At 70.2% G+C, this 18,235-nt stretch carries 17 protein-coding genes and 1 riboswitch; of the genes, 8 read left to right on the top strand and 9 right to left on the bottom strand.

Going from position 1 to position 18,235, the window contains the following annotated elements; translation table 11 throughout:
• Window positions 1-43: 43 nt before the first annotated feature.
• On the bottom strand, window positions 44-502 hold the full coding sequence (locus OG897_RS00895; RefSeq protein ID WP_266651871.1) for a MarR family winged helix-turn-helix transcriptional regulator: 459 nt from the start codon (window positions 500-502) through the stop codon (window positions 44-46).
• 237 nt (window positions 503-739) lie between these two features.
• Here OG897_RS00895 and OG897_RS00890 point away from each other — a divergent pair, with 237 nt between their 5' ends.
• Together OG897_RS00890 and OG897_RS00885 are read left to right on the top strand one after the other, a co-directional pair.
• The gene (locus OG897_RS00890; RefSeq protein ID WP_266651869.1) at window positions 740-1,957 is read left to right on the top strand and encodes an MFS transporter; all 1,218 of its coding nucleotides are present in this window, start codon (window positions 740-742) and stop codon (window positions 1,955-1,957) included.
• A gap of 381 nt (window positions 1,958-2,338) precedes the next feature.
• The gene (locus OG897_RS00885; RefSeq protein ID WP_266651867.1) at window positions 2,339-3,607 is read left to right on the top strand and encodes a globin domain-containing protein; all 1,269 of its coding nucleotides are present in this window, start codon (window positions 2,339-2,341) and stop codon (window positions 3,605-3,607) included.
• A gap of 25 nt (window positions 3,608-3,632) precedes the next feature.
• On the opposite strand, the gene OG897_RS00880 is transcribed toward OG897_RS00885, so the two are convergent.
• The 4 genes from OG897_RS00880 to OG897_RS00865 all read right to left on the bottom strand — a co-directional run bounded on the left by OG897_RS00880 (window position 3,633) and on the right by OG897_RS00865 (window position 6,941).
• Window positions 3,633-4,112 (bottom strand): NUDIX domain-containing protein, encoded by a 480-nt coding sequence (locus OG897_RS00880; protein WP_266651865.1) that lies wholly within the window; start codon window positions 4,110-4,112, stop codon window positions 3,633-3,635.
• A 59-nt stretch (window positions 4,113-4,171) separates the two neighbouring features.
• Window positions 4,172-5,068: a LysR family transcriptional regulator gene (locus OG897_RS00875; protein ID WP_266651863.1), complete on the bottom strand. Its 897-nt coding sequence runs from the start codon at window positions 5,066-5,068 to the stop codon at window positions 4,172-4,174.
• 331 nt (window positions 5,069-5,399) lie between these two features.
• Window positions 5,400-6,554, bottom strand: coding sequence for a cystathionine gamma-lyase (locus OG897_RS00870; RefSeq protein ID WP_266651861.1), 1,155 nt, complete (start codon window positions 6,552-6,554; stop codon window positions 5,400-5,402).
• Between the two features lie 6 nt (window positions 6,555-6,560).
• Complete coding sequence (locus OG897_RS00865; RefSeq protein ID WP_266651859.1) at window positions 6,561-6,941, bottom strand: phage holin family protein; 381 nt, start codon at window positions 6,939-6,941, stop codon at window positions 6,561-6,563.
• Between the two features lie 69 nt (window positions 6,942-7,010).
• On the opposite strand from OG897_RS00865, the gene OG897_RS00860 reads away from it, so the two are divergent.
• The 4 genes from OG897_RS00860 (at window position 7,011) to OG897_RS00845 (ending at window position 9,342) form a co-directional block, all read left to right on the top strand.
• Window positions 7,011-7,328 (top strand): cupin domain-containing protein, encoded by a 318-nt coding sequence (locus OG897_RS00860; RefSeq protein WP_266651857.1) that lies wholly within the window; start codon window positions 7,011-7,013, stop codon window positions 7,326-7,328.
• A gap of 195 nt (window positions 7,329-7,523) precedes the next feature.
• On the top strand, window positions 7,524-7,751 hold the full coding sequence (locus tag OG897_RS00855) for a DUF5326 family protein (RefSeq protein WP_266651855.1): 228 nt from the start codon (window positions 7,524-7,526) through the stop codon (window positions 7,749-7,751).
• Between the two features lie 187 nt (window positions 7,752-7,938).
• Window positions 7,939-8,808, top strand: a complete 870-nt coding sequence (locus OG897_RS00850; protein WP_266651853.1) for an IclR family transcriptional regulator — start codon at window positions 7,939-7,941, stop codon at window positions 8,806-8,808.
• Window positions 8,809-8,907: 99 nt separating this feature from the next.
• Entirely contained in the window at window positions 8,908-9,342 is a 435-nt protein-coding gene (locus OG897_RS00845; protein ID WP_266651851.1) for an SsgA family sporulation/cell division regulator, read from the top strand.
• A gap of 83 nt (window positions 9,343-9,425) precedes the next feature.
• Here the strand turns inward: OG897_RS00845 and OG897_RS00840 are convergent, their stop codons facing one another.
• Complete coding sequence (locus tag OG897_RS00840; RefSeq protein WP_266651849.1) at window positions 9,426-10,823, bottom strand: YibE/F family protein; 1,398 nt, start codon at window positions 10,821-10,823, stop codon at window positions 9,426-9,428.
• Between the two features lie 71 nt (window positions 10,824-10,894).
• Window positions 10,895-11,030: riboswitch (TPP riboswitch) on the top strand.
• Between OG897_RS00840 and thiC the strand changes: the two genes are divergently transcribed.
• Complete coding sequence (thiC, locus tag OG897_RS00835) at window positions 11,023-12,813, top strand: phosphomethylpyrimidine synthase ThiC (RefSeq protein WP_323187955.1); 1,791 nt, start codon at window positions 11,023-11,025, stop codon at window positions 12,811-12,813. (Overlaps the previous riboswitch by 8 nt.)
• 74 nt (window positions 12,814-12,887) lie before the next feature.
• On the opposite strand, the gene OG897_RS00830 is transcribed toward thiC, so the two are convergent.
• The 3 genes from OG897_RS00830 to OG897_RS00820 all read right to left on the bottom strand — a co-directional run bounded on the left by OG897_RS00830 (window position 12,888) and on the right by OG897_RS00820 (window position 16,554).
• Window positions 12,888-13,757 (bottom strand): hypothetical protein, encoded by an 870-nt coding sequence (locus tag OG897_RS00830; RefSeq protein ID WP_266651847.1) that lies wholly within the window; start codon window positions 13,755-13,757, stop codon window positions 12,888-12,890.
• Between the two features lie 182 nt (window positions 13,758-13,939).
• Window positions 13,940-15,190 carry a metallophosphoesterase gene (locus tag OG897_RS00825; RefSeq protein ID WP_266651845.1) on the bottom strand — a complete coding sequence of 417 codons (1,251 nt, stop codon included), beginning with the start codon at window positions 15,188-15,190 and terminating at the stop codon, window positions 13,940-13,942.
• Between the two features lie 242 nt (window positions 15,191-15,432).
• The gene (locus OG897_RS00820; RefSeq protein WP_266651843.1) at window positions 15,433-16,554 is read right to left on the bottom strand and encodes a LacI family DNA-binding transcriptional regulator; all 1,122 of its coding nucleotides are present in this window, start codon (window positions 16,552-16,554) and stop codon (window positions 15,433-15,435) included.
• 436 nt (window positions 16,555-16,990) lie between these two features.
• Here OG897_RS00820 and hisC point away from each other — a divergent pair, with 436 nt between their 5' ends.
• Entirely contained in the window at window positions 16,991-18,097 is a 1,107-nt protein-coding gene (gene hisC, locus OG897_RS00815) for a histidinol-phosphate transaminase (RefSeq protein ID WP_266651841.1), read from the top strand.
• Window positions 18,098-18,235 lie beyond the last annotated feature (138 nt).

Genomic DNA, 18,235 nt, shown 5'->3' with positions numbered 1-18,235 from the left:
GCCGGGCCGCGCCGGTGTGCGCGGGGCTGGCAGGGTGCGCAGCTCAGACCGGGGTGCGCAGTTCTTCCACGGTGCGTACGAGAGGGGCCAGTTCGGGGTTCTCCGCGGCGGCGTCGAGGGCCTCGCGCAGAGCGGTGTCGTTGGTGGGGCGGGCCTGGGTGAGGAGGGTCTGGCCGGCGTCGGTGACGTCCGTGTAGATGCCGCGGCGGTCGGTGTCGCAGAGATAGCGGGTGAGCAGGCCACGGTCCTCCAGCCGGGTGACCAGGCGCGTGGTGGCGCTCTGGCTGAGCAGGACGGCCTCGGCGACCTGGCGCATCTGGAGGTGTCCGCCGGGCCCGCTGTGCTGACGGCTCAGGACGTCGAGCAGGGAGTACTCACGGACGCTCAGGTCGTGCCCGCGCTGGAGGGCCTTCTCGATGTGGGCCTCGATGCGGCTGTGCAGGAGGGAGAGCGCGCACCAGCCCTGGGCGAGGGCGGTGAGTGCGGGGTCGGTGGCGGTCATCTGGTCTCTCCTCGTCCCCCTGCGCGGTGGGCGGTGCGGCGGCGTGCCGCGAGCGGAGCGGGCGGCCGGGGATGCGGCCCGCACACCAGGATAGGCGACTTCCGCAATATCCCGCGCTTGCAATTAATCGGCGTCTGCAACTATTGTCAACGCTCGTAGAGAACCTCTGCAATCAATCTGGGCCGCCCCCAGGCTCCCCCTCTGCGGCCCCCGCAGGCACCCCCGGAAGGACCCCCCATGCCGCTCGCGCTCCTCGCCCTGGCCATCGGCGCCTTCGGTATCGGCACCACCGAATTCGTGATCATGGGGTTGCTCCCCGAGGTGGCCGCCGAATACCAGGTCTCGATCCCCACCGCCGGATACCTCGTCACCGGATACGGTCTCGGCGTCGTCCTCGGAGCCCCGCTGATGACCGCACTCGGCACCCGCGTCTCCCGCAAGAACATGCTGATGCTGCTCATGGGGCTCTTCGTCGCGGGCAACCTGATCTCCGCCGTCGCCCCGGCCTTCGGAGTGATGCTGACCGGGCGCGTCATCGCCTCCTTCACCCACGGCGCGTTCTTCGGCATCGGCTCGATCGTCGCCGCCGGTATGGTCGCGCCTCACAAGAAGGCCGGGGCCCTGTCGATGATGTTCACCGGCCTGACCCTCGCCAATGTGGTCGGTGTCCCGTTCGGCACCTGGCTCGGACAGCAGGTCAGCTGGCGGGCCACCTTCTTCGTCGTCGCAGGACTCGGCGTGATCGGCCTCGCGGGCATCGCCCAACTGGTCCCGGACATGCCGAAGCCCGCAGGCGTACGGCTGCGCGACGAGGTGGCGGCGTTCCGCAACGTGCAGGTGCTGCTCGCCATGGCGATGACGGTCCTCGGTTTCGGCGGAGTGTTCGCCGCGATCACCTACATCACGCCGATGCTGACCGACGTCGCGGGCTACGCGCCGGGTTCCGTCACCTGGCTGCTGGTCCTCTTCGGCCTCGGCATGGTCGTCGGCAACCTGATCGGCGGCCGGTTCGCGGACCGCGCGCTGATGCCTCTGCTGTACGTGTCCCTGGCCGGGCTCGCCGTGGTCCTCGCCCTCTTCACCGTGACCGCGCACGACAAGGTCGCCGCCGCCGTCACCCTCTTCCTGATCGGCGCGTTCGGCTTCGCGACCGTGCCGCCGTTGCAGAAGCGGGTACTGGACCAGGCCGCAGCCGCCCCCACGCTGGCCTCCGCGGGGAACATCGGTGCCTTCAACCTCGGCAACTCCCTGGCGGCCTGGCTCGGCGGCCTCGTCATCGCCGGTGGGCTCGGGCTCACGGCTCCGAACTGGGTCGGCGCGGCCCTCGCCGTGTCCGCGCTGCTCGTCGCCCTCCTGTCGGGCTCCCTGGACCGTCGTACGACCAGGAACGGAAGCCGGGTCGTCGCGGGAGCGGGAGCCACTCCCGAACCGGTGGCAGTCGCCGCGCAGCGCTGACCTGGGCCGCTTGCCCGCAGCCGTTCTCGCCCGTCCTTGAATTCCCCTGTGCCGGGGGATCGGGGGCGGGCTTTTCGCTGCGGCATGTTTCACGTGAAACATCGCGGTACGGCCGGAGACCTGGGCGCGGCAGGAATGGTGCCGGTGTTCCTGGGAATGCGCTGCCTCGAACCCGGGGCCCATGGGCATGGGGCGAAAGCAGCCTAGAGGCAAGGAGAGATCGGAAACCAGGACTTCCCGGTCTTCGCCCGTTTCGAGGGAGGGGCTGACACGCTGCGACAACGGGAACTGCGGCCGACGCGCAGCCTTTTCCGCCTTGCTCTCACAGAGCTCTCACTGAGGGAGAAGCGCGACCACATGACGTTCGAGGCGAGGCACAGAATGGACGTTCCGACCACCACACCGGCCGGGAACAGCGGTGCGGCCGAGCAGCACAGCGAGGCCGGGCACAAACCCGCCGCGGACCCCGCGCCGACGGCCTCCGTACTTTTCTTCGGGAGCACCCCGCCCCGGACCCCCGCCGCCCCCAAGGCCCACCAGCCCTCCCCGGACGCCGTCCGCGTGCGCCGGACCCTGGCGGAGATCGCGCCGGTGGCGGACCGGGCCACCTCGTACTTCTACGCGCTGCTGTTCGTCCGGCACCCCGAGCTGCGCCAGCTGTTCCCGCCCGCGATGGACACCCAGCGCGACCGGCTCTTCAAGGCGCTGCTCACCGCCGCCGACCACATGGACACCCCGGAAGTGCTGCGGGAGTACCTGAGACACCTCGGCTCCGGGCACCGCAAGTACGGCACGCGGTCCGCGCACTATCCGGCCGTCGGCGAGGCCCTGATAGGTGCGCTGGCGCGGTACGCGGAGGCGGTGTGGGACCGGGAGACGGAGGCCGCCTGGATCCGGACGTACACGGCCGTCTCGCAGATCATGATCGACGCGGCGGCGGAGAGCGAGCTGACCTCGCCCGCCTGGTGGCACGCCGAGGTCGTCGCCCACGACCTGCGCACCCCCGACATAGCCGTGGTCACGCTGCGCCCCGACCAGCCGTACCCCTTCCTGGCGGGGCAGTACACCAGCCTGGAGACGCCCTGGTGGCCGCGGATCTGGCGGCACTACTCCTTCGCGGCGGCCCCGCGCCCGGACGGTCTGCTCACCCTGCACGTGAAGGCGGTCCCGGCGGGCTGGGTGTCGAACGCGCTGGTGCACAGGGCCCGCCCCGGCGACGTGCTGCGGCTCGGCCCGCCGTCCGGTTCGATGACTGTCGACCACACCACCGACAACGGGCTGCTCTGCCTCGGCGGCGGCACCGGCATCGCCCCCATCAAGGCGCTGGTCGAGGACGTCGCGGAGCACGGCGAGCGGCGGCCCGTCGAGGTGTTCTACGGGGCGCGCACCGACTACGACCTCTACGACATCGACACCATGCTGCGCATGGCGAAGGCGCACTCCTGGCTCTCGGTGCGGCCGGTCGTCGACGACCGCTCCCAGTTCCCGGACGCCGTGCGGCAGTTCGGGCCGTGGAACGCGTACGATGCCTATCTCTCCGGTCCGCCCGGCATGATCCGCAGCGGCCTCGACGCGCTGCGCACGGTGGGCATACCGGGCAGCCGGATACGGCACGACGCGGTGGAGGAGCTGGTGGCCGCGGGCGATTAGCCGAGGAGTTGGTGGCTGCGGGCGATTAGCCCAGGTCCGGTGCCAGCAGTGCCCGTACGCCCTCGATGTTGCCGTCCAGGTAGTGACGCAGCGACAGCGGTACGAGATGGACGGCCGCGATGCCGACCCGGCTGAAGGGCACGCGCACGATCTCGTACTCGCCGAGGGGATCGTCCACCTCCGGGCCGTGCCGCAGCGCCGGGTCCATGGACTCCAGGCGACAGACGAAGAAGTGCTGCACCTTGGCACCGGCCATGCCGCTGCCGGTGATGTGCTCGACGGTGTCGACGAAGCAGGGCACCACGTCGCTGATCTTCGCCCCGAGCTCCTCGTCCACCTCCCGGTGCAGGGCGTCCACGACAGTGGCGTCCTCCGGTTCGACTCCCCCGCCGGGGGTCACCCAGTACGGATCGACGCCGGGTTTGGTGCGTTTGATGAGGACGAGGTGGTCGCCGTCGAGGAGGACGGCGCGTGCGGTGCGCTTGACCACGGGACGTTCGGTCATGGCAATAACGTGGCCCGCCGGGGGCCTGCCGAAACTCCCCGGCCCCTGTCGGCTCCGCTTCAGCACCAGTCACCGGCAGCGCGCAGCAGCCATTCGTGTGCCCGCGCGAGGTGCGGCTGGGAGAGCGTGCCGGTGCGTACGGCCAGGAAATAGGTGCGCAGCGGCGGCACGGCGGGCTCGTACAGCGCCACCACGTCGCCGTGTGCCAGCGCGTCCGCGCACAGGTAGCGGGGCAGCACGGCCAGGCCCGCGCCCGCTGTGGCGGCGGTCAGTACGGCACGCAGGTCGGGGGCGACGACGGTGCCCGCGGCGGCGGGCGGGGTGTCGAAGACGGCGGCCCAGTAGCGGGCGACGAGCGGCAGGCTCTCGTGCACCTCCACGACGGGGAGGTTCTCCAGCACGACGGCGCCCTTGTCGGCGAGGAGTTCCGGCGTGAGGTGCTTGGCCCAGCGCGGGGCGGCGACCAGGACGTGCTCCTCGTCGCACAGCGCGGTGGCGGTCAGCAGCCCGCCGCGCGGCCGGTCGGTGGTGAGCGCCAGGTCGTGGTGTCCGGCGGCGAGCCCTTCGAGGGTCTCCTCGGAGCTGCCGAAGGCGACCCGCAGGGCCAGGCCCTGGGCGGTGAGCGGAGCGAGGGCGGGCAGGGCGCGCAGCGACGTGAACTCGGGGGGCCCGGCGAGGTGCAGGGTGCGTACGCCCGACTGGTCGTCGAGGCCGGTCTCGGTGATCTCGACGAGGGCGTCGAGGTGCGGAGCCGCGCGGTGGGCGAGCTCGTCGCCGATGGCGGTGGGCGTGACACCACGCGCCCGCCGGAGGAACAAGGGGCGGCCCAGCTGCCGCTCCAGCGTGCGGATCTGGCCCGTGACAGCGGGCTGGGAGAGCCCGAGTAGGGCGGCCGCCCGGGTGAAGGAGCCCGCCCGGTGGACGGTGACGAAGGTGCGCAGCAGGGCCAGATCCATGTCATGCCTTCCGCGTTGCGCGGTGCCGGGGCGGCGGTCGCGGGGCCGAGGGCGTCCGCCCGTTCCCGTACTGCCGTCCAGGCCCCGTGATCCGGTCCCCGCCGGTGTGTCCGAAGACGCAGTATAAATATGTCGATAGGTCTCTGTCGTTAGCGTGATTGGACACTGACGCAGAGTCAACTAGCCTTGTGCAGGCGGTTCTTCGCGCGCAGAACCGGGGCGGTCCGAACCACGAGGGGGGAGGCTCGGACCGCCCGTCCTACGCCAGGCGGCTACCCAGCGCTACGTACATGGCTGCTGCATCCAGCGGTCCGTCCCGGCGCTCGCGCGGTCACGAGGCCGGTCCGTCAAGTGGTCCGCCCGCCACCTCCAGCGCCCGCAGCACGTCGACGATCAGGTCGTCCGCGTCCTCCGCACCCACCGAAAGCCGGATGAACCCCTCCGGCACGGCGTCACCGCCCCACCGCCCGCGCCGCTCGGCCGTGGACCGTACGCCGCCGAAGCTGGTCGCGTCGTCCACCAGCCGCAGGGCCTCCAGGAACCTTTCCGCGAACGCCTTGTCCGGCAGAGTGAAGGACACCACGCACCCGAAGCGCTGCATCTGCCGCACCGCGATCGCGTACGACGGGTCCTCGGGCAGCCCCGGATAGCGCAGGTCGCTCACGTACGGGTGGCCGTGCAGGGCCGTCGCCAGCACCAGGGCGCTCGCCCCCTGCCGGTCCGCCCGCAGATGCAGGGTGGCCAGGGAACGGTGGGCGAGCCAGGCTTCCATGGGGCCGGGGATCGCGCCGACGACCTTGCGCCAGCGCCGTACCCGTGCCGCGAGTTCGGCATCGCGGCAGGTCACGTAACCGAGCAGCAGATCGCCGTGGCCGGTGAGTCCCTTGGTGCCGCTGGCCACCGAGAAGTCGGCGCCCAGGTCGAGCGGACGCTGCCCGAGCGGGGTGGCGAGGGTGTTGTCGACGGCGACCAGCGCGCCCGCCTCGTGGGCGGCGTCGACGAGGACGCGGATGTCGCAGACGTCGAGGCCGGGATTGGACGGCGACTCGATCCACAGCAGCCTCGCCCCGGTGAGCTGGGCGATCTGAGCCTCACCCGCCGTGGGCGCGGTGCGCACCCGGACCCCGTACGCCTCCAACTGCTCGCGTACGAGGGGGAGCGCCTGGTAGCCGTCGTCGGGCAGGACGACGGTGTCGCCCGACGACGCCTGGGAGAGCAGCACTGCGGAGACGGCGGCCATGCCGGAGGCGAAGACGACCGTGTGCGCCGCCCCGCCGGGGTCCTCCAGCTCACCGATCGCCCTTTCCAGATGCGTCCAGGTGGGGTTCTCGTCGCGACCGTAGGTGTACGGGCCGGTGGGCTCGCCCGGCAGGTGGAAGTGCGCGGCGAACACCGGCCCCGGGAGGGCCGGCTCGTGGGCGACGGGGTCGGGCAGCCCGGCCCGTACGGACCGGGTGCCGTCGCCGTCCTCGTCGGATATCGGCATGCGGGGTCAGTCCTTTCCGTCGGGGAGGATCACGTTGAGTGCCCAGGAAACGACGCTGATGATCAGGGCGCCGAGCACGGCGGTCCAGAAACCCTCGACGTGGAAGGCCAGGTCGAACTTGTCGGCCAGCCAGGACGTCAGCAGCAGCATCAGCGCGTTGACGACCAGGGTGAACAGGCCGAGCGTGAGCACGAACAGCGGGAAGGACAAAAGCTTCACCACCGGCTTGACCAGGAAGTTCACCAGCCCGAAGAGCAGGGCCACGACGATGAGGGTGCCGATCTTGCGGCCGGTGCTGTCGCCGGTGAGGGTGATGTCCCGGACGAGCCATACGGCGACCCAGAGGGCGACCGCGTTGGCGATCGTCTTGACTGCGAAATTCATCATGTGTCTGATCGTGGCAGACATGATCCGTGGCATACAGGTGCGGCGGTACACGGCGAGGAGCGGGCAGGCATGAAGGCATTCCGACTGGACGAGCTGGAGGCGGAGCGCGCCGCCAACGACGGCGCGTATCTGCAGTTCCTCAAGGAACGGAACATGTCGGCCGGTCTGTACGCGCTCGACGCGGGCTCGACGGACCCGCAGCAGCCGCACCAAGAGGACGAGATCTACTTCGTGGTGAGCGGCCGGGCGGCGATCACCATTGGCATGGAGACGACACAGGTGGCGCGGGGCAGCGTGGTCTACGTACCGGCCGGAGTGGCGCACAAGTTCCACCACATCTCGGAGGACCTGCGGGTGCTGGTGGTGTTCTCTCCGCCGGAGAGCTGAGCAGAGGGGGGGGCCGTGCGGAGCGGGGGCGCCCCCGAATGTTTCACGTGAAACACCCCGAGGTTCCCTAGGGGGCGGATCAGGGGTCTTCAAGGGCTGGAGAGACCCCAGCGGGAGTGCTTCCGCGCCTAGCATCGACATCAGGGAAACACCGCAGAGCCGGGCAGGTACCGGACCGAGGGAGAGGCAAGAGAAATGGCTGCACGGGAAATATTCGGAGGTCTTCCGGCCTGGGTGAAGTGGGTCGCGATTCCGGCCCTCGTCCTCATCGTGTTCGGCGGAATGATCCTCACCGCGATCGGCACCCTGATCGGCCTGCTGTTCAAGCTGCTGGTCCTGGTGGCACTGGTGGGCGGTCTGATCTACGTCGTACGGCGCTTCAAGTCGTCCTCCTCGTCCGGCGGCTCCTCCAAGGGCTGGTGACCGCGACGGCGGCACGGCCGTGGCCGCCGATTGGTAGCCCGTGCGGGCGTTAGCCCGCCGGGGGGAACCTGACACGTGAAAACAACTGAGGCCCCGGGCATGGCAGTTAGGCTGAAAAACCGCTGCCGCCACCCGGGACTCCCGCTCTCCGGTGGCCGCATTGCCCCACGGGACTCCGGGAGTGACCATGGCCACGGCCCAGCCCACGACCCGACCGACCGCCGCACCCCGCACCACCGCACCCGCCCGGCCCGCCGCACCCGCACCCGCCGCGCCCCCTTCCGTGCCCGCGCCCGGCGGTCCCACGTCGGCCCCCACCCTGATCGGTTCGGTCCAGCGCGCGCTGCGCCTGCTGGAAGCCGTCAGCGACCATCCCGGCGGCGCCCCCGCCAAGCAGCTCGCCCGTGAGGCCGGTCTGCCGCTGCCCACCGCCTACCACCTGCTGCGCACCCTGACCCACGAGGGATACCTCCATCGTGAGCAGGGTGTTTTCGTGCTCGGGTCCGCCGCGGGGCGGCTGGGGCGGGGAGGAGCGGGCCAGGCCCGCCGCAGCACGATCACCGAGGCGATGGAGCGCTGGCGCGACACGCTCGGGGCCGCGGTGTACTTCGCCGTCTACCGCGACGGCGAAGTCGAACTGACGGCCCTCGCCGAGAGCATCGAACACCCCGCCGTCGAAGAGTGGGCCGACCTCCGCGAGACCGCGCACGCGCACGCCATCGGCCAGTGCCTGCTGTCCCAGCTGGACACCCGTACCCGTCAGGACCACCTCGACCGTCACCCCGTCGAAGCCCTGACCACGTACACCGTGCGCGACGGTTCCTCCCTGCTGGAGAGGCTGGCGGCCATCGAGCGGATGGAGACGGTCTTCGAGCGCCAGGAGTACGCGCTCGGCACGGTCTGCGCGGCGATCCCGGTCACGATCGGGCAGACGGCGACGGTGCTGGCGATCTCCCTGCCGCTCGACCAGGAGTACCGCCTGGAGGCCACGATCGAACGTCTGCGCGGTGAAATCGCCGAGGTGGCACGTTCGCTCATGTTCTCTATCAGTATCTGAAAACTCACTCCTTGTGATCTGTTACTGCTTCAAGCACGATGACGTCAAGAGGGCCGGAAGAGATCGTTCCAGCCACTTTCATCTACGGCAGGGTTGGCTATGCGCGAGTCGGTTCAGGCAGAGGTCATGATGAGCTTCCTCGTCTCTGAGGAGCTCTCCTTCCGCATTCCGGTGGAGCTCATGTATGAGGCGAGGGACCCGTACGCGATCCGCCTGACCTTCCACCTGCCCGGCGACGCCCCTGTGACCTGGGCTTTCGGCCGTGAACTGCTGGTCGACGGAATCAACGAGCCCTGCGGCGAGGGCGACGTGCACATCTCGCCGACCGATCCGGACGAACTCGCCGACGTCCACATCAGGCTCCAGGTCGGCGGCGACCGGGCGCTGTTCCGGGCGAGCGCGGCGCCCCTGGTGGCGTTCCTCGACCGCACCGACAAGCTGGTGCCGCTCGGCCAGGAGCATACGCAGAGTGACTATGCGGAGTGCCTGGAGGACGAGCTGGGCCGCATCCTCGCGGAGGAGAACGCGGGCTGAGGAGGGGCGCTCGGAGAGTGGGCGTGGAACGAGCCGGGTGAGCGCGGGCCCGGCGCAGCCCGCTCGGGGCTCCGCCGCCCGCCTCAGCTCTTGCGGCGCCGACCGCGCCCGGTCCGTACCGGCTGCGCGTCCGGCGTCGTACGAGAGCCGGCACCGGAGCCCGAGCGGTCCGCGGAGACCACCAGGGCGGCGAGTGCGGTCGTCACCGGGACGGAGGCGACCAGGCCGATCGAGCCGACCAGGGTGCGGACGATCTCCTCCGCGACCAGCTCGCTGTTGGCCACCGTGCCCACGCTGGACTGGGCGATGGAGAACAGCAGCAGCAGGGGCAGCGCGGCGCCCGCATAGGCCAGGACGAGGGTGTTGACGACCGACGCGATGTGGTCGCGGCCGATGCGGATCGCCGCCCGGTACAGCGCGCGCGGGCCCATCGTCGGGTCGGCCTGGTGCAGTTCCCAGACGGCGGAGGTCTGGGTGACCGTCACGTCGTCGAGGACACCGAGCGAGCCGATGATGACGCCCGCGAGGAGCAGGCCGCTCATGTCGATCGACGGGTAGAGGCTGTGGATCAGGCCGGTGTTGTCGTCGATGTTCCCGGACAGGAACGCCCAGCCGATGAACAGCGATCCGAGCAGCCCGATCAGCAGCAGCGAGATCAGCGTGCCGATGACGGCCACGGAGGTGCGCGCGTTCAGGCCGTGACAGGCGTACAGGGCGATCAGCATGATGGCGCTCGCCCCGACCACCGCCACGACCAGCGGATTCGACCCCTGGAGGACAGCCGGGAGGATGAACAGGGTCAGTACCGCGAACGACGCGACCAGCGCGATCAGCGCCATGACGCCCTTCATCCGGCCGACCACGACCACCGCGACGGCGAAGATCCCGGCGAGCAGGGTGAGTGGAAGCTTCCGGTTCACGTCGGTCACCGAGAACTGCAGATCGCGCGGCGCGTTCGGGGCGTACGCGACGACGACCTCCTGACCCTGCTTCAACTGCCGTGAGGATTCCGGCTGGACGATCTCGGTGAAGGTGCGGCCCTTCTCCGCGCCGGTGGTCACCTCGACGGTGGCCTTCTTGCAGGTGGTGGGGGCACTGTCGCTCGGAGGCTGCGCCGGATCGCCCGGTGCGGGCTGCTGCGGGGCGACGTTCGCGTCCTTGCAGTCGATGGTGTCGACGCCGACGACCTTGCCCTGTTCCGTCTGCCGGTCGAAGCCGACTCCGGTGCGCTCGTGGGCCGGTGCGCCGCCCGGCCACAGGATCGCGAGCCCGACGAGCACCGCCGTCGCGAAGGGGATCAGCACCGCCGCGATCACCTTGCGCAGGTGTTGGGAGACGGGTGCGGCGGGGCCGTGGCTGTGGCTGTGGCTGTGTCCGTGCCCGTGACCTGCGGCGGGGGGAGGCTGCGGGGGCGTCGGCCGGGAGGGCGGCTCGGCCGGGTGCGGGGGCGGGGGCTGGGACGGGGGCTGTGGTGGGGTCACAGGGCGATCATCGCAAGAACGGCAGGGGCCCTCTGTTCAGCGCGCCCGGCATGGCGCTAGCGTGGGGGCACCTTTGCACACGCGGGAGCTCGGAGCACCGGGCTGAGAGGGCGCTGACCTCCGTACGTACACGTACGGAAACGGCTGCGTCGACCGCCGAACCTGTTACCGGGTAATGCCGGCGTAGGGAGTAGGTCTCATGACCACGATGGATGCACGCACGCCTGCCTCCGACCAGGACGGGCGCACGCCCGGCTGGCACAAGGGGTACGTCGACGGATCGCGTCCGGACCTTCGGGTTCCGGTCCGTCAGGTGCACCTGACCAACGGGAAGGACGTGACGCTGTACGACACGTCCGGCCCGTACACCGACCCGAACATCGAGACGGACGTACGGCGTGGCCTCGCCCCGCTGCGCGAGAACTGGATCGTCGGGCGCGGCGACACCGAGGAGTACGCGGGCCGCCCGGTCCGCCCCGAGGACGACGGCATCAAGCACACGTCCCCGCGCGGGGGCCTCCTCCGGAGCGGAGCGACTGATCTTCGCAACCTCGACGCGGTCTTCCCCGGCCGCCCGCGCCAGCCCCGGCGGGGCCGCGACGGGCAGGCCGTGACCCAGCTCGCGTACGCACGTCGCGGGGAGATCACGCCCGAGATGGAGTACGTGGCGATCCGGGAGAACGTCTCGCCCGAGGTCGTACGGGAGGAGATCGCCGCAGGCCGTGCGGTGCTTCCCGCGAACGTGAACCACCCGGAGATCGAGCCGATGATCATCGGCAAGCGGTTCCTGGTGAAGGTCAACGCCAACATCGGGAACTCCGCGGTCACCTCCTCGATCGAGGAGGAGGTGGACAAGATGACCTGGGCGACCAAGTGGGGTGCCGACACGGTCATGGACCTGTCCACCGGCCGCAACATCCACACCACCCGTGAGTGGATCCTGCGCAACGCGCCGGTACCGATCGGCACCGTGCCGCTGTACCAGGCCCTGGAGAAGGTCGACGGTCGCGCCGAGGCCCTGACCTGGGAGGTCTACAAGGACACGGTCATCGAGCAGGCCGAGCAGGGCGTGGACTACATGACGGTCCACGCGGGCGTGCGCCTGGCGTACGTGCCGCTCACCGCGCGCCGCAAGACCGGCATCGTCTCGCGCGGCGGGTCGATCATGGCGGCCTGGTGCCTGGCGCACCACAGGGAGTCGTTCCTGTACGAGCACTTCGAGGAGCTCTGCGAGATCTTCGCCGCGTACGACGTGACGTACTCGCTGGGCGACGGGCTGCGGCCCGGGTCGATCGCGGACGCCAACGACGAGGCGCAGTTCGCGGAGTTGAAGACGCTCGGGGAACTCAACACGATCGCCAAGCGTTACAACGTACAGACCATGATCGAGGGCCCGGGACACGTCCCGATGCACAAGATCAAGGAGAACATCGACCTCCAGCAGGAGATCTGCGAGGAGGCGCCGTTCTACACGCTCGGCCCGCTGACGACCGATGTGGCGCCCGCCTACGACCACATCACCTCCGGCATCGGCGCCGCGATGATCGCCTGGTGGGGCACCGCGATGCTCTGCTACGTGACGCCCAAGGAGCACCTGGGCCTGCCCAACCGGGACGACGTGAAGACCGGCGTCATCACGTACAAGATCGCTGCGCACGCGGCGGACCTCGCCAAGGGCCACCCGGGTGCGCAGGAGTGGGACGACGCGCTGAGCGACGCGCGGTTCGAGTTCCGGTGGGAGGACCAGTTCAACCTGGCCCTCGACCCGGACACGGCACGGGAGTTCCACGACGAGACGCTCCCGGCCGAACCGGCGAAGACGGCGCACTTCTGCTCCATGTGCGGGCCGAAATTCTGCTCGATGAAGATTTCGCACGACATCCGGCGTGAGCACGGGGGGACGGCGGAGGAGATCGAGGCGGGCATGGCGGAGAAGTCGGCGGAGTTCGCGGCGGCGGGCAACAGGGTGTACCTGCCGATCGCGGACTGAGGACGGGGCGGCGGCCAACCGGATCACTCCGGTTGGCGGATCACTCCGGGCTGTTGGTCGCTCCGGTCGGTGGATTACTCCGGTTTGTGTTCCGGGCCGCCGTAGTCGGGGCTGGAGAAGTCCGGGCTGGAGTAGCTCGGTCGGGACTTGTGGCCGTTGCTGTTGCTGCCGTTCTCGCTGGGGCTGCTGAAGTCCGGCCGTGAGTACCCGAGTCCGGGGATGCGGCCGGACTGCTGGGGCGGCTCGGGGGCCTTGCTCCCGGGCCGCCCGGCCCCGGAGGGTTCGGTACCGGAAGGGCCGGTCTCCGGCGGCTTGGCGAGGGCCTCCCGCAGGAACGGGATGATGCCCCGCTCCAGGAGCGCCTCCGTCCAGGCGTCCCTGGCCCGGTCGACCTCCTCCGTGCCCGCGTCCCGGTGGCCGACCTGGAAGGCGGTCGAGCCGTTGCGCAGTGCGGTGAACAGCAGCCCGATCGCCGCACCGAGCAGACCCGCGGCGGTCAGCGCCGCGAAGATCCACCCGGCGGTCAGCAGGGCGTCGGCGACCGCGGGTTGCGGTTTCAGCATCCGCAGCAGGTACCCGACGAGCAGCAGGACGACCGCTGCGATCCCGGCCAGCACGGGAGTCAGTACGGCGACGACGGCGACGGCGCCCGCGCCGGTGGCCTCGGCGTTCTCGCCGATCCCCGGCGTGAGCAGGGTGGCGGGCAGGGCGGGTGCGCGCAGCTCGGTGCGTACCTTCACGTAGTGGTCGTACTCGGTACGGGCGTGCTCGTTGATTATTTCCCTGGCGCTGAGCGCGGCGGTGCGCAGTTGCTCGCTGTTCAACCGCCCGTCCGGGGCGGCGAGTTCCGGGCGTTCGTGCGCGGTGCGCAGTGCTTCTCCGAGGGTCCGCTCGAACTCCGGGCGGTCCTCGGCCAGCAGGTGCGGAGCGCTGTTCATGTGCATCCCCCGATGCTCCGTAGGGCCGGGTTGCCCGCTTCGGTGGGGCGGTTGGGCGGAAACGGAGGAGAGCCTGCTACGGATAACCCGATGGTAGAGCCGTTACGGCACGCGGTGACAGGGGGTTTCCGGAAATTGGCCAGGCGGTGGGAGTGTGTTCGTACCGCGCACGTACGAGTCCGTGACGCTCAGTCATTCAGCGGCAGTTGGACCACCAGCAGCTTTCCGGCCATCGTCACGCCGCCGTCCATGGCGATGGCGAGCGAGTCCGCGTAGACGTGTGGACCCTCCACGACCGGCCCCGAGCTGCCCTCTCCTTCGGAGGTGTCCTCGTTGCCGACCTCGCCGAGGAGGTACGGGATGGGGCTGTGACCGTGGACGATGCGCTGGCCGCCATATGCGTGGAGCAGTTCCCGCACCGCGTCGGAGCCGCCTTCGTCACGGAACGCGAAACGCTTGGTGAATCTACGGAAGACGTCCCAGCACTCGTCGGCGTCGTTGCGGTTGAGGATGTCGTGCACCGTGTCGTTGACGTCCTCGATGGTGCTGCCGTAGTCGAGGTAGGCGGTGGTGTCCGAGTGGGTCAGGAGGTGCCCGTCCTCCAGGGCGACCGCGTCCAGGCGGGCCATCCAGTGGAGGTGGACGTCCTGGAGGCGCTCCATGTCGTGCTTCTGGCCGCCGTTGAGGAGCCAGGCCGCCTGGAAGGTGGCGGTGCCCGCACCGGAGTTGACGGGGGTGTCGCCGAACCGGCGGGCGCCGAGCAGCAGGAGCTCGTGGTTGCCCATGAGGGCCTTGCAGTAGCCCCCGGCTGCCGCCGCCTCGGCGGACAGCCGCATCACGAGGTCGATGACGCCGATGCCGTCGGGGCCACGGTCGGTGAAGTCGCCGAGGAACCAGAGCCGGGCGTTGCCCGCCGACCAGTGGCCCTCTTCGTCGATCAGTCCCTGCTCGTGCAGGGCGTCCAGCAGCTCCACCAGGTAGCCGTGCACGTCACCGACGACGAACAGCGGGCCGAGGCCCTCGCCGTCCGACTGCGTGGCGAACTCGGGCTGCGGGATGCGCAGGGTGTCCCCGGGGCCGCCGAGGTCGTCCCGGCTGATCACCGGGAGGTCGCGCTGGGTGGGGGTGTAGCCCGCGGGCTCGTCGTCCTCGTCGAATTCCTCGCTGAAGTTCTCGTCGAAGGGCGGCTCGGGCTCGTACGTGCCCGGGTGGGAAGCGTACGAATCTTCCGGACGCGCCTGCTCCGGAAGCAGTGGCTCCGGCTGAAGCGCCTCCGGCCGCATCGCTTCCGGCCGCATCGCTTCCGGGAATGTCCGCTCCCCCGTGTGCACCTGCTCCGCGTCGAACGTCGCGACGGGAGCCTGCGCATAGGGAGGCACCCGGAAGTCCCGCAACGTAGCCGTACGCACCGCGGGTCCCTGACCGGCCCCCTGAGTCATTGACCCCTCCACCACCGTCGCACCGCCGTACACCTTGGGGTCCCACCTGGTCTCGGGTGGTCCGCCGTGTCGTGCGCCCATCATAGGAATGCGGCCCGCGCTGTGTGAGGCACCAGGGGTGGTGAATCCGGGTACACCCGCAGTTCACCCGTTGTTTCGTCCGGATTGCGGAGATCGGTCCCGGTGTTGATTTCGGGGCGGCTCCCCGCTGCCGCCCCGAAAGCCCGTTCCGCCGCGCCCCGTCAGTCCCCCGATGGTGAGCGCGGGGCGCTCACCGTGGTGCGCGGAGGGCGTCGCTGGGACGACGTACGGATGATGAGTTCGGTCGGTATCACCTGCTCGACCGGCCGCCCGGTGTCCAGTCCCTCGATGGCGTCGATCAGGAGCTGTACGACCGCCGTGCCGATCCGGCGGGGCTTGAGCGAGAGCGTCGTGATGGGTGGCTCGGTGCTCGCGTACACCGTGGATTCGGAGCAGCAGACGAGGAGGAGGTCCTCCGGGACGCGCAGCCCGTAGCGCCGGGCGGCGGCCAGGAGGTCGGTGCCGTTGGGGTCGAAGAGTCCGTACACGGCGTCCGGGCGGTCCGGGCGGGCGAGCAGCCGGTCGGCCGCGACAGCGCCCGCGCACGGGTCGTGCGCCGGGTAGGACTCGTACACCGGATCCTGTCCGACGCGCTCGCACCAGCGCAGGTACGCGGTGGTGGAGAGCCGGGTGTAGGTGTCGGTGGTGGTGCCGGTGAGGAGGCCGATCCGGCGGGCGCCGGCGTCGGCGAGGTGGTCGAGGAGTTCGAGTACGGCGGCTTCGTGGTCGTTGTCCACCCATGCGGTGACCGGGAGGCTCCCGGCCGGGCGTCCGTCCGAAACGACGGGCAGGCCCTGTCGCATGAGCTCGGTGACGACCGCGTCCTCGTCCGAGGGGTCGATCACGACGGTCCCGTCGAGTGCGACGTTCTGCCACACGTCGAAGGGGCTGTGCCGGGAGGACGCCGGGAGGATGACGAGGGCGTAGCCGCGGGCGAGTGCCGCCGAGGTGGCGGCTCTGGCCATCTCCGCGAAGTACGCGAATTCGGTGAAGGTGAAAGGTTCATCCCCGTAGGTGGTGACGGTCAGGCCGATCAGGCCCGACTTACCGGTACGGAGGGTGCGGGCCGCGGCGGACGGGCGGTAGCCCAGCCGGTCGGCGACTTCGCGAACGTGGCGGCGGGTGGCGTCCGGGAGCCGTCCCTTGCCGTTGAGGGCGTCGGAGACGGTCGTGATGGAGACACCGGCTGCGGCGGCGACATCCCGGATGCCCGCTCGTCCTGGCCGACTGCCTCGCCGGGGTGTCTCGGTCCGGCTCACCTGATGCTTCCCTGGTGCTGTCATGGCGAGCCGATATTAGGGCTCGGATGCCTGATTGGCTGCCGTGCATATGCGCCTGGTGGCAGGCACGTTTCTGCATGGCGTGGGCCGCTCAATGACCATGGAAGTTAAGGGAGTTGGGGGGTCTGTTGCCGTGGAGTCGGGTGGCTGGCGGGGTGCGTCCGGTACCCGCCCCAGGTCTCGATGAGGTCTCAACTCACCACTTCGGGGGACGCGCGCCACGGAGTGAGCCACCGGCGCGCACGGATCGGAGGGGCGCGCCCCCTGTGTGTCGCGCCGGGGGAGGGCAGCTCTTTCCGGCCGTCCGCCGGGCTCCCGTGCCGCGGGGTGCCGCCTCCCGCGTGGCCGCGTGCCGGTCTTCGGCGGCCCCTTCGCAGCGCCGCCCAATCCTCATAAGGTGAGCAGTATTGGTGGTACGTACGGTCGAGGAGGACCTTAAGTGAGCGAGACGAGCGGTACGAGCGCGCCGAGCCCCAAGCTGCGTGCGGTGCTGGACGGCATCCCCACGTACAAGCCCGGGAAGCCGGCCGCGGCCGCCGAGGGTGACGGTCCGGTGGCGTACAAGCTGTCCTCCAACGAGAACCCCTACCCGCCGCTCGCGGGCGTCATGGAGCGGGCGCTCGACGCCGCCGGGGTCTTCAACCGCTACCCGGACATGGCCTGCACGGGACTGATGGAGGAGCTGGCGAAGCGTTTCGACGTGCCGGTCTCCCACCTGGCGACCGGCACCGGATCGGTCGGCGTGGCGCAGTCGCTGCTCCAGGCGACCTCGGGTCCCGGCGACGAAGTGATCTACGCCTGGCGCTCTTTCGAGGCGTACCCGATCATCACGCAGATCAGCGGCGCGACCTCGGTCAAGGTGCCGCTGACCGACGGCGACGTGCACGACCTGGACGCGATGTTCGACGCGATCACCGAGAAGACCCGGCTGATCTTCGTCTGCAACCCCAACAACCCCACTGGCACCGTGGTGCACGGGGCCGAGCTGGAGCGCTTCCTCGACCGCGTGCCGAAGGACATCCTGATCGTTCTTGATGAGGCGTACCGCGAGTTCATCCGCGACGAGCAGGTGCCGGACGGCATCGAGCTCTACCGGGACCGGCCGAACGTCGCCGTGCTGCGCACCTTCTCCAAGGCGTACGGGCTGGCAGGTCTGCGCGTCGGATTCGTCGTGGCGCACGAGCCGGTGGCGGCGGCGCTGCGCAAGACGGCGGTGCCGTTCGGTGTGAGCCAGATCGCACAGGAGGCGGCCGTCGCCTCGCTGCGCGCCGAGGGCCTGCTGCTGGAGCGGGTGGACGCGCTGATCGCCGAGCGGGCGCGGGTGTACGACGCGCTGGTCGGCCAGGGCTGGGCGGTTCCCGTGACGCAGGCGAACTTCGTGTGGCTGCGGCTGGGGGAGCGCACGACCGACTTCGCGGCGGCGTGTGAGCAGGCGGGCGTCGTGGTGCGGCCGTTCGCGGGCGAGGGCGTGCGCGTGACGATCGGTGAGACCGAGGCGAACGACCTCTTCCTCAAGGCGGCGGAGGCGTTCCGCAAGGAGCTGTAGCGCGGTCGGCGTGATGTGGCTGGTGCCCCTGTGAGCCGTGTGCGGCTTGTGGGGGCACCGGTGTTTTCTGGGGGGTACCCCCCTGGGTTCTTCCGAATGGCCGTGCGACATAATGCTTGTGAATGTGAACGCGTTCAC

This window comes from Streptomyces sp. NBC_00237, from assembly GCF_026342435.1.
Classification (GTDB): domain Bacteria; phylum Actinomycetota; class Actinomycetes; order Streptomycetales; family Streptomycetaceae; genus Streptomyces.
Note: the sequence above shows the minus strand (reverse complement) of the source record. Positions and strands in the feature narration are given on the sequence as shown.

Coding starts and splice junctions, on each gene's coding strand:
- OG897_RS00895 (WP_266651871.1), bottom strand. CDS start 502: ATGACCGCCACCGACCCCGCACTCACCGCCCTCGCCCAGGGCTGGTGC.
- OG897_RS00890 (WP_266651869.1), top strand. CDS start 740: ATGCCGCTCGCGCTCCTCGCCCTGGCCATCGGCGCCTTCGGTATCGGC.
- OG897_RS00885 (WP_266651867.1), top strand. CDS start 2,339: ATGGACGTTCCGACCACCACACCGGCCGGGAACAGCGGTGCGGCCGAG.
- OG897_RS00880 (WP_266651865.1), bottom strand. CDS start 4,112: ATGACCGAACGTCCCGTGGTCAAGCGCACCGCACGCGCCGTCCTCCTC.
- OG897_RS00875 (WP_266651863.1), bottom strand. CDS start 5,068: ATGGATCTGGCCCTGCTGCGCACCTTCGTCACCGTCCACCGGGCGGGC.
- OG897_RS00870 (WP_266651861.1), bottom strand. CDS start 6,554: ATGCCGATATCCGACGAGGACGGCGACGGCACCCGGTCCGTACGGGCC.
- OG897_RS00865 (WP_266651859.1), bottom strand. CDS start 6,941: ATGATGAATTTCGCAGTCAAGACGATCGCCAACGCGGTCGCCCTCTGG.
- OG897_RS00860 (WP_266651857.1), top strand. CDS start 7,011: ATGAAGGCATTCCGACTGGACGAGCTGGAGGCGGAGCGCGCCGCCAAC.
- OG897_RS00855 (WP_266651855.1), top strand. CDS start 7,524: ATGGCTGCACGGGAAATATTCGGAGGTCTTCCGGCCTGGGTGAAGTGG.
- OG897_RS00850 (WP_266651853.1), top strand. CDS start 7,939: ATGGCCACGGCCCAGCCCACGACCCGACCGACCGCCGCACCCCGCACC.
- OG897_RS00845 (WP_266651851.1), top strand. CDS start 8,908: ATGCGCGAGTCGGTTCAGGCAGAGGTCATGATGAGCTTCCTCGTCTCT.
- thiC (WP_323187955.1), top strand. CDS start 11,023: ATGACCACGATGGATGCACGCACGCCTGCCTCCGACCAGGACGGGCGC.
- OG897_RS00830 (WP_266651847.1), bottom strand. CDS start 13,757: ATGCACATGAACAGCGCTCCGCACCTGCTGGCCGAGGACCGCCCGGAG.
- OG897_RS00825 (WP_266651845.1), bottom strand. CDS start 15,190: ATGACTCAGGGGGCCGGTCAGGGACCCGCGGTGCGTACGGCTACGTTG.
- OG897_RS00820 (WP_266651843.1), bottom strand. CDS start 16,554: ATGACAGCACCAGGGAAGCATCAGGTGAGCCGGACCGAGACACCCCGG.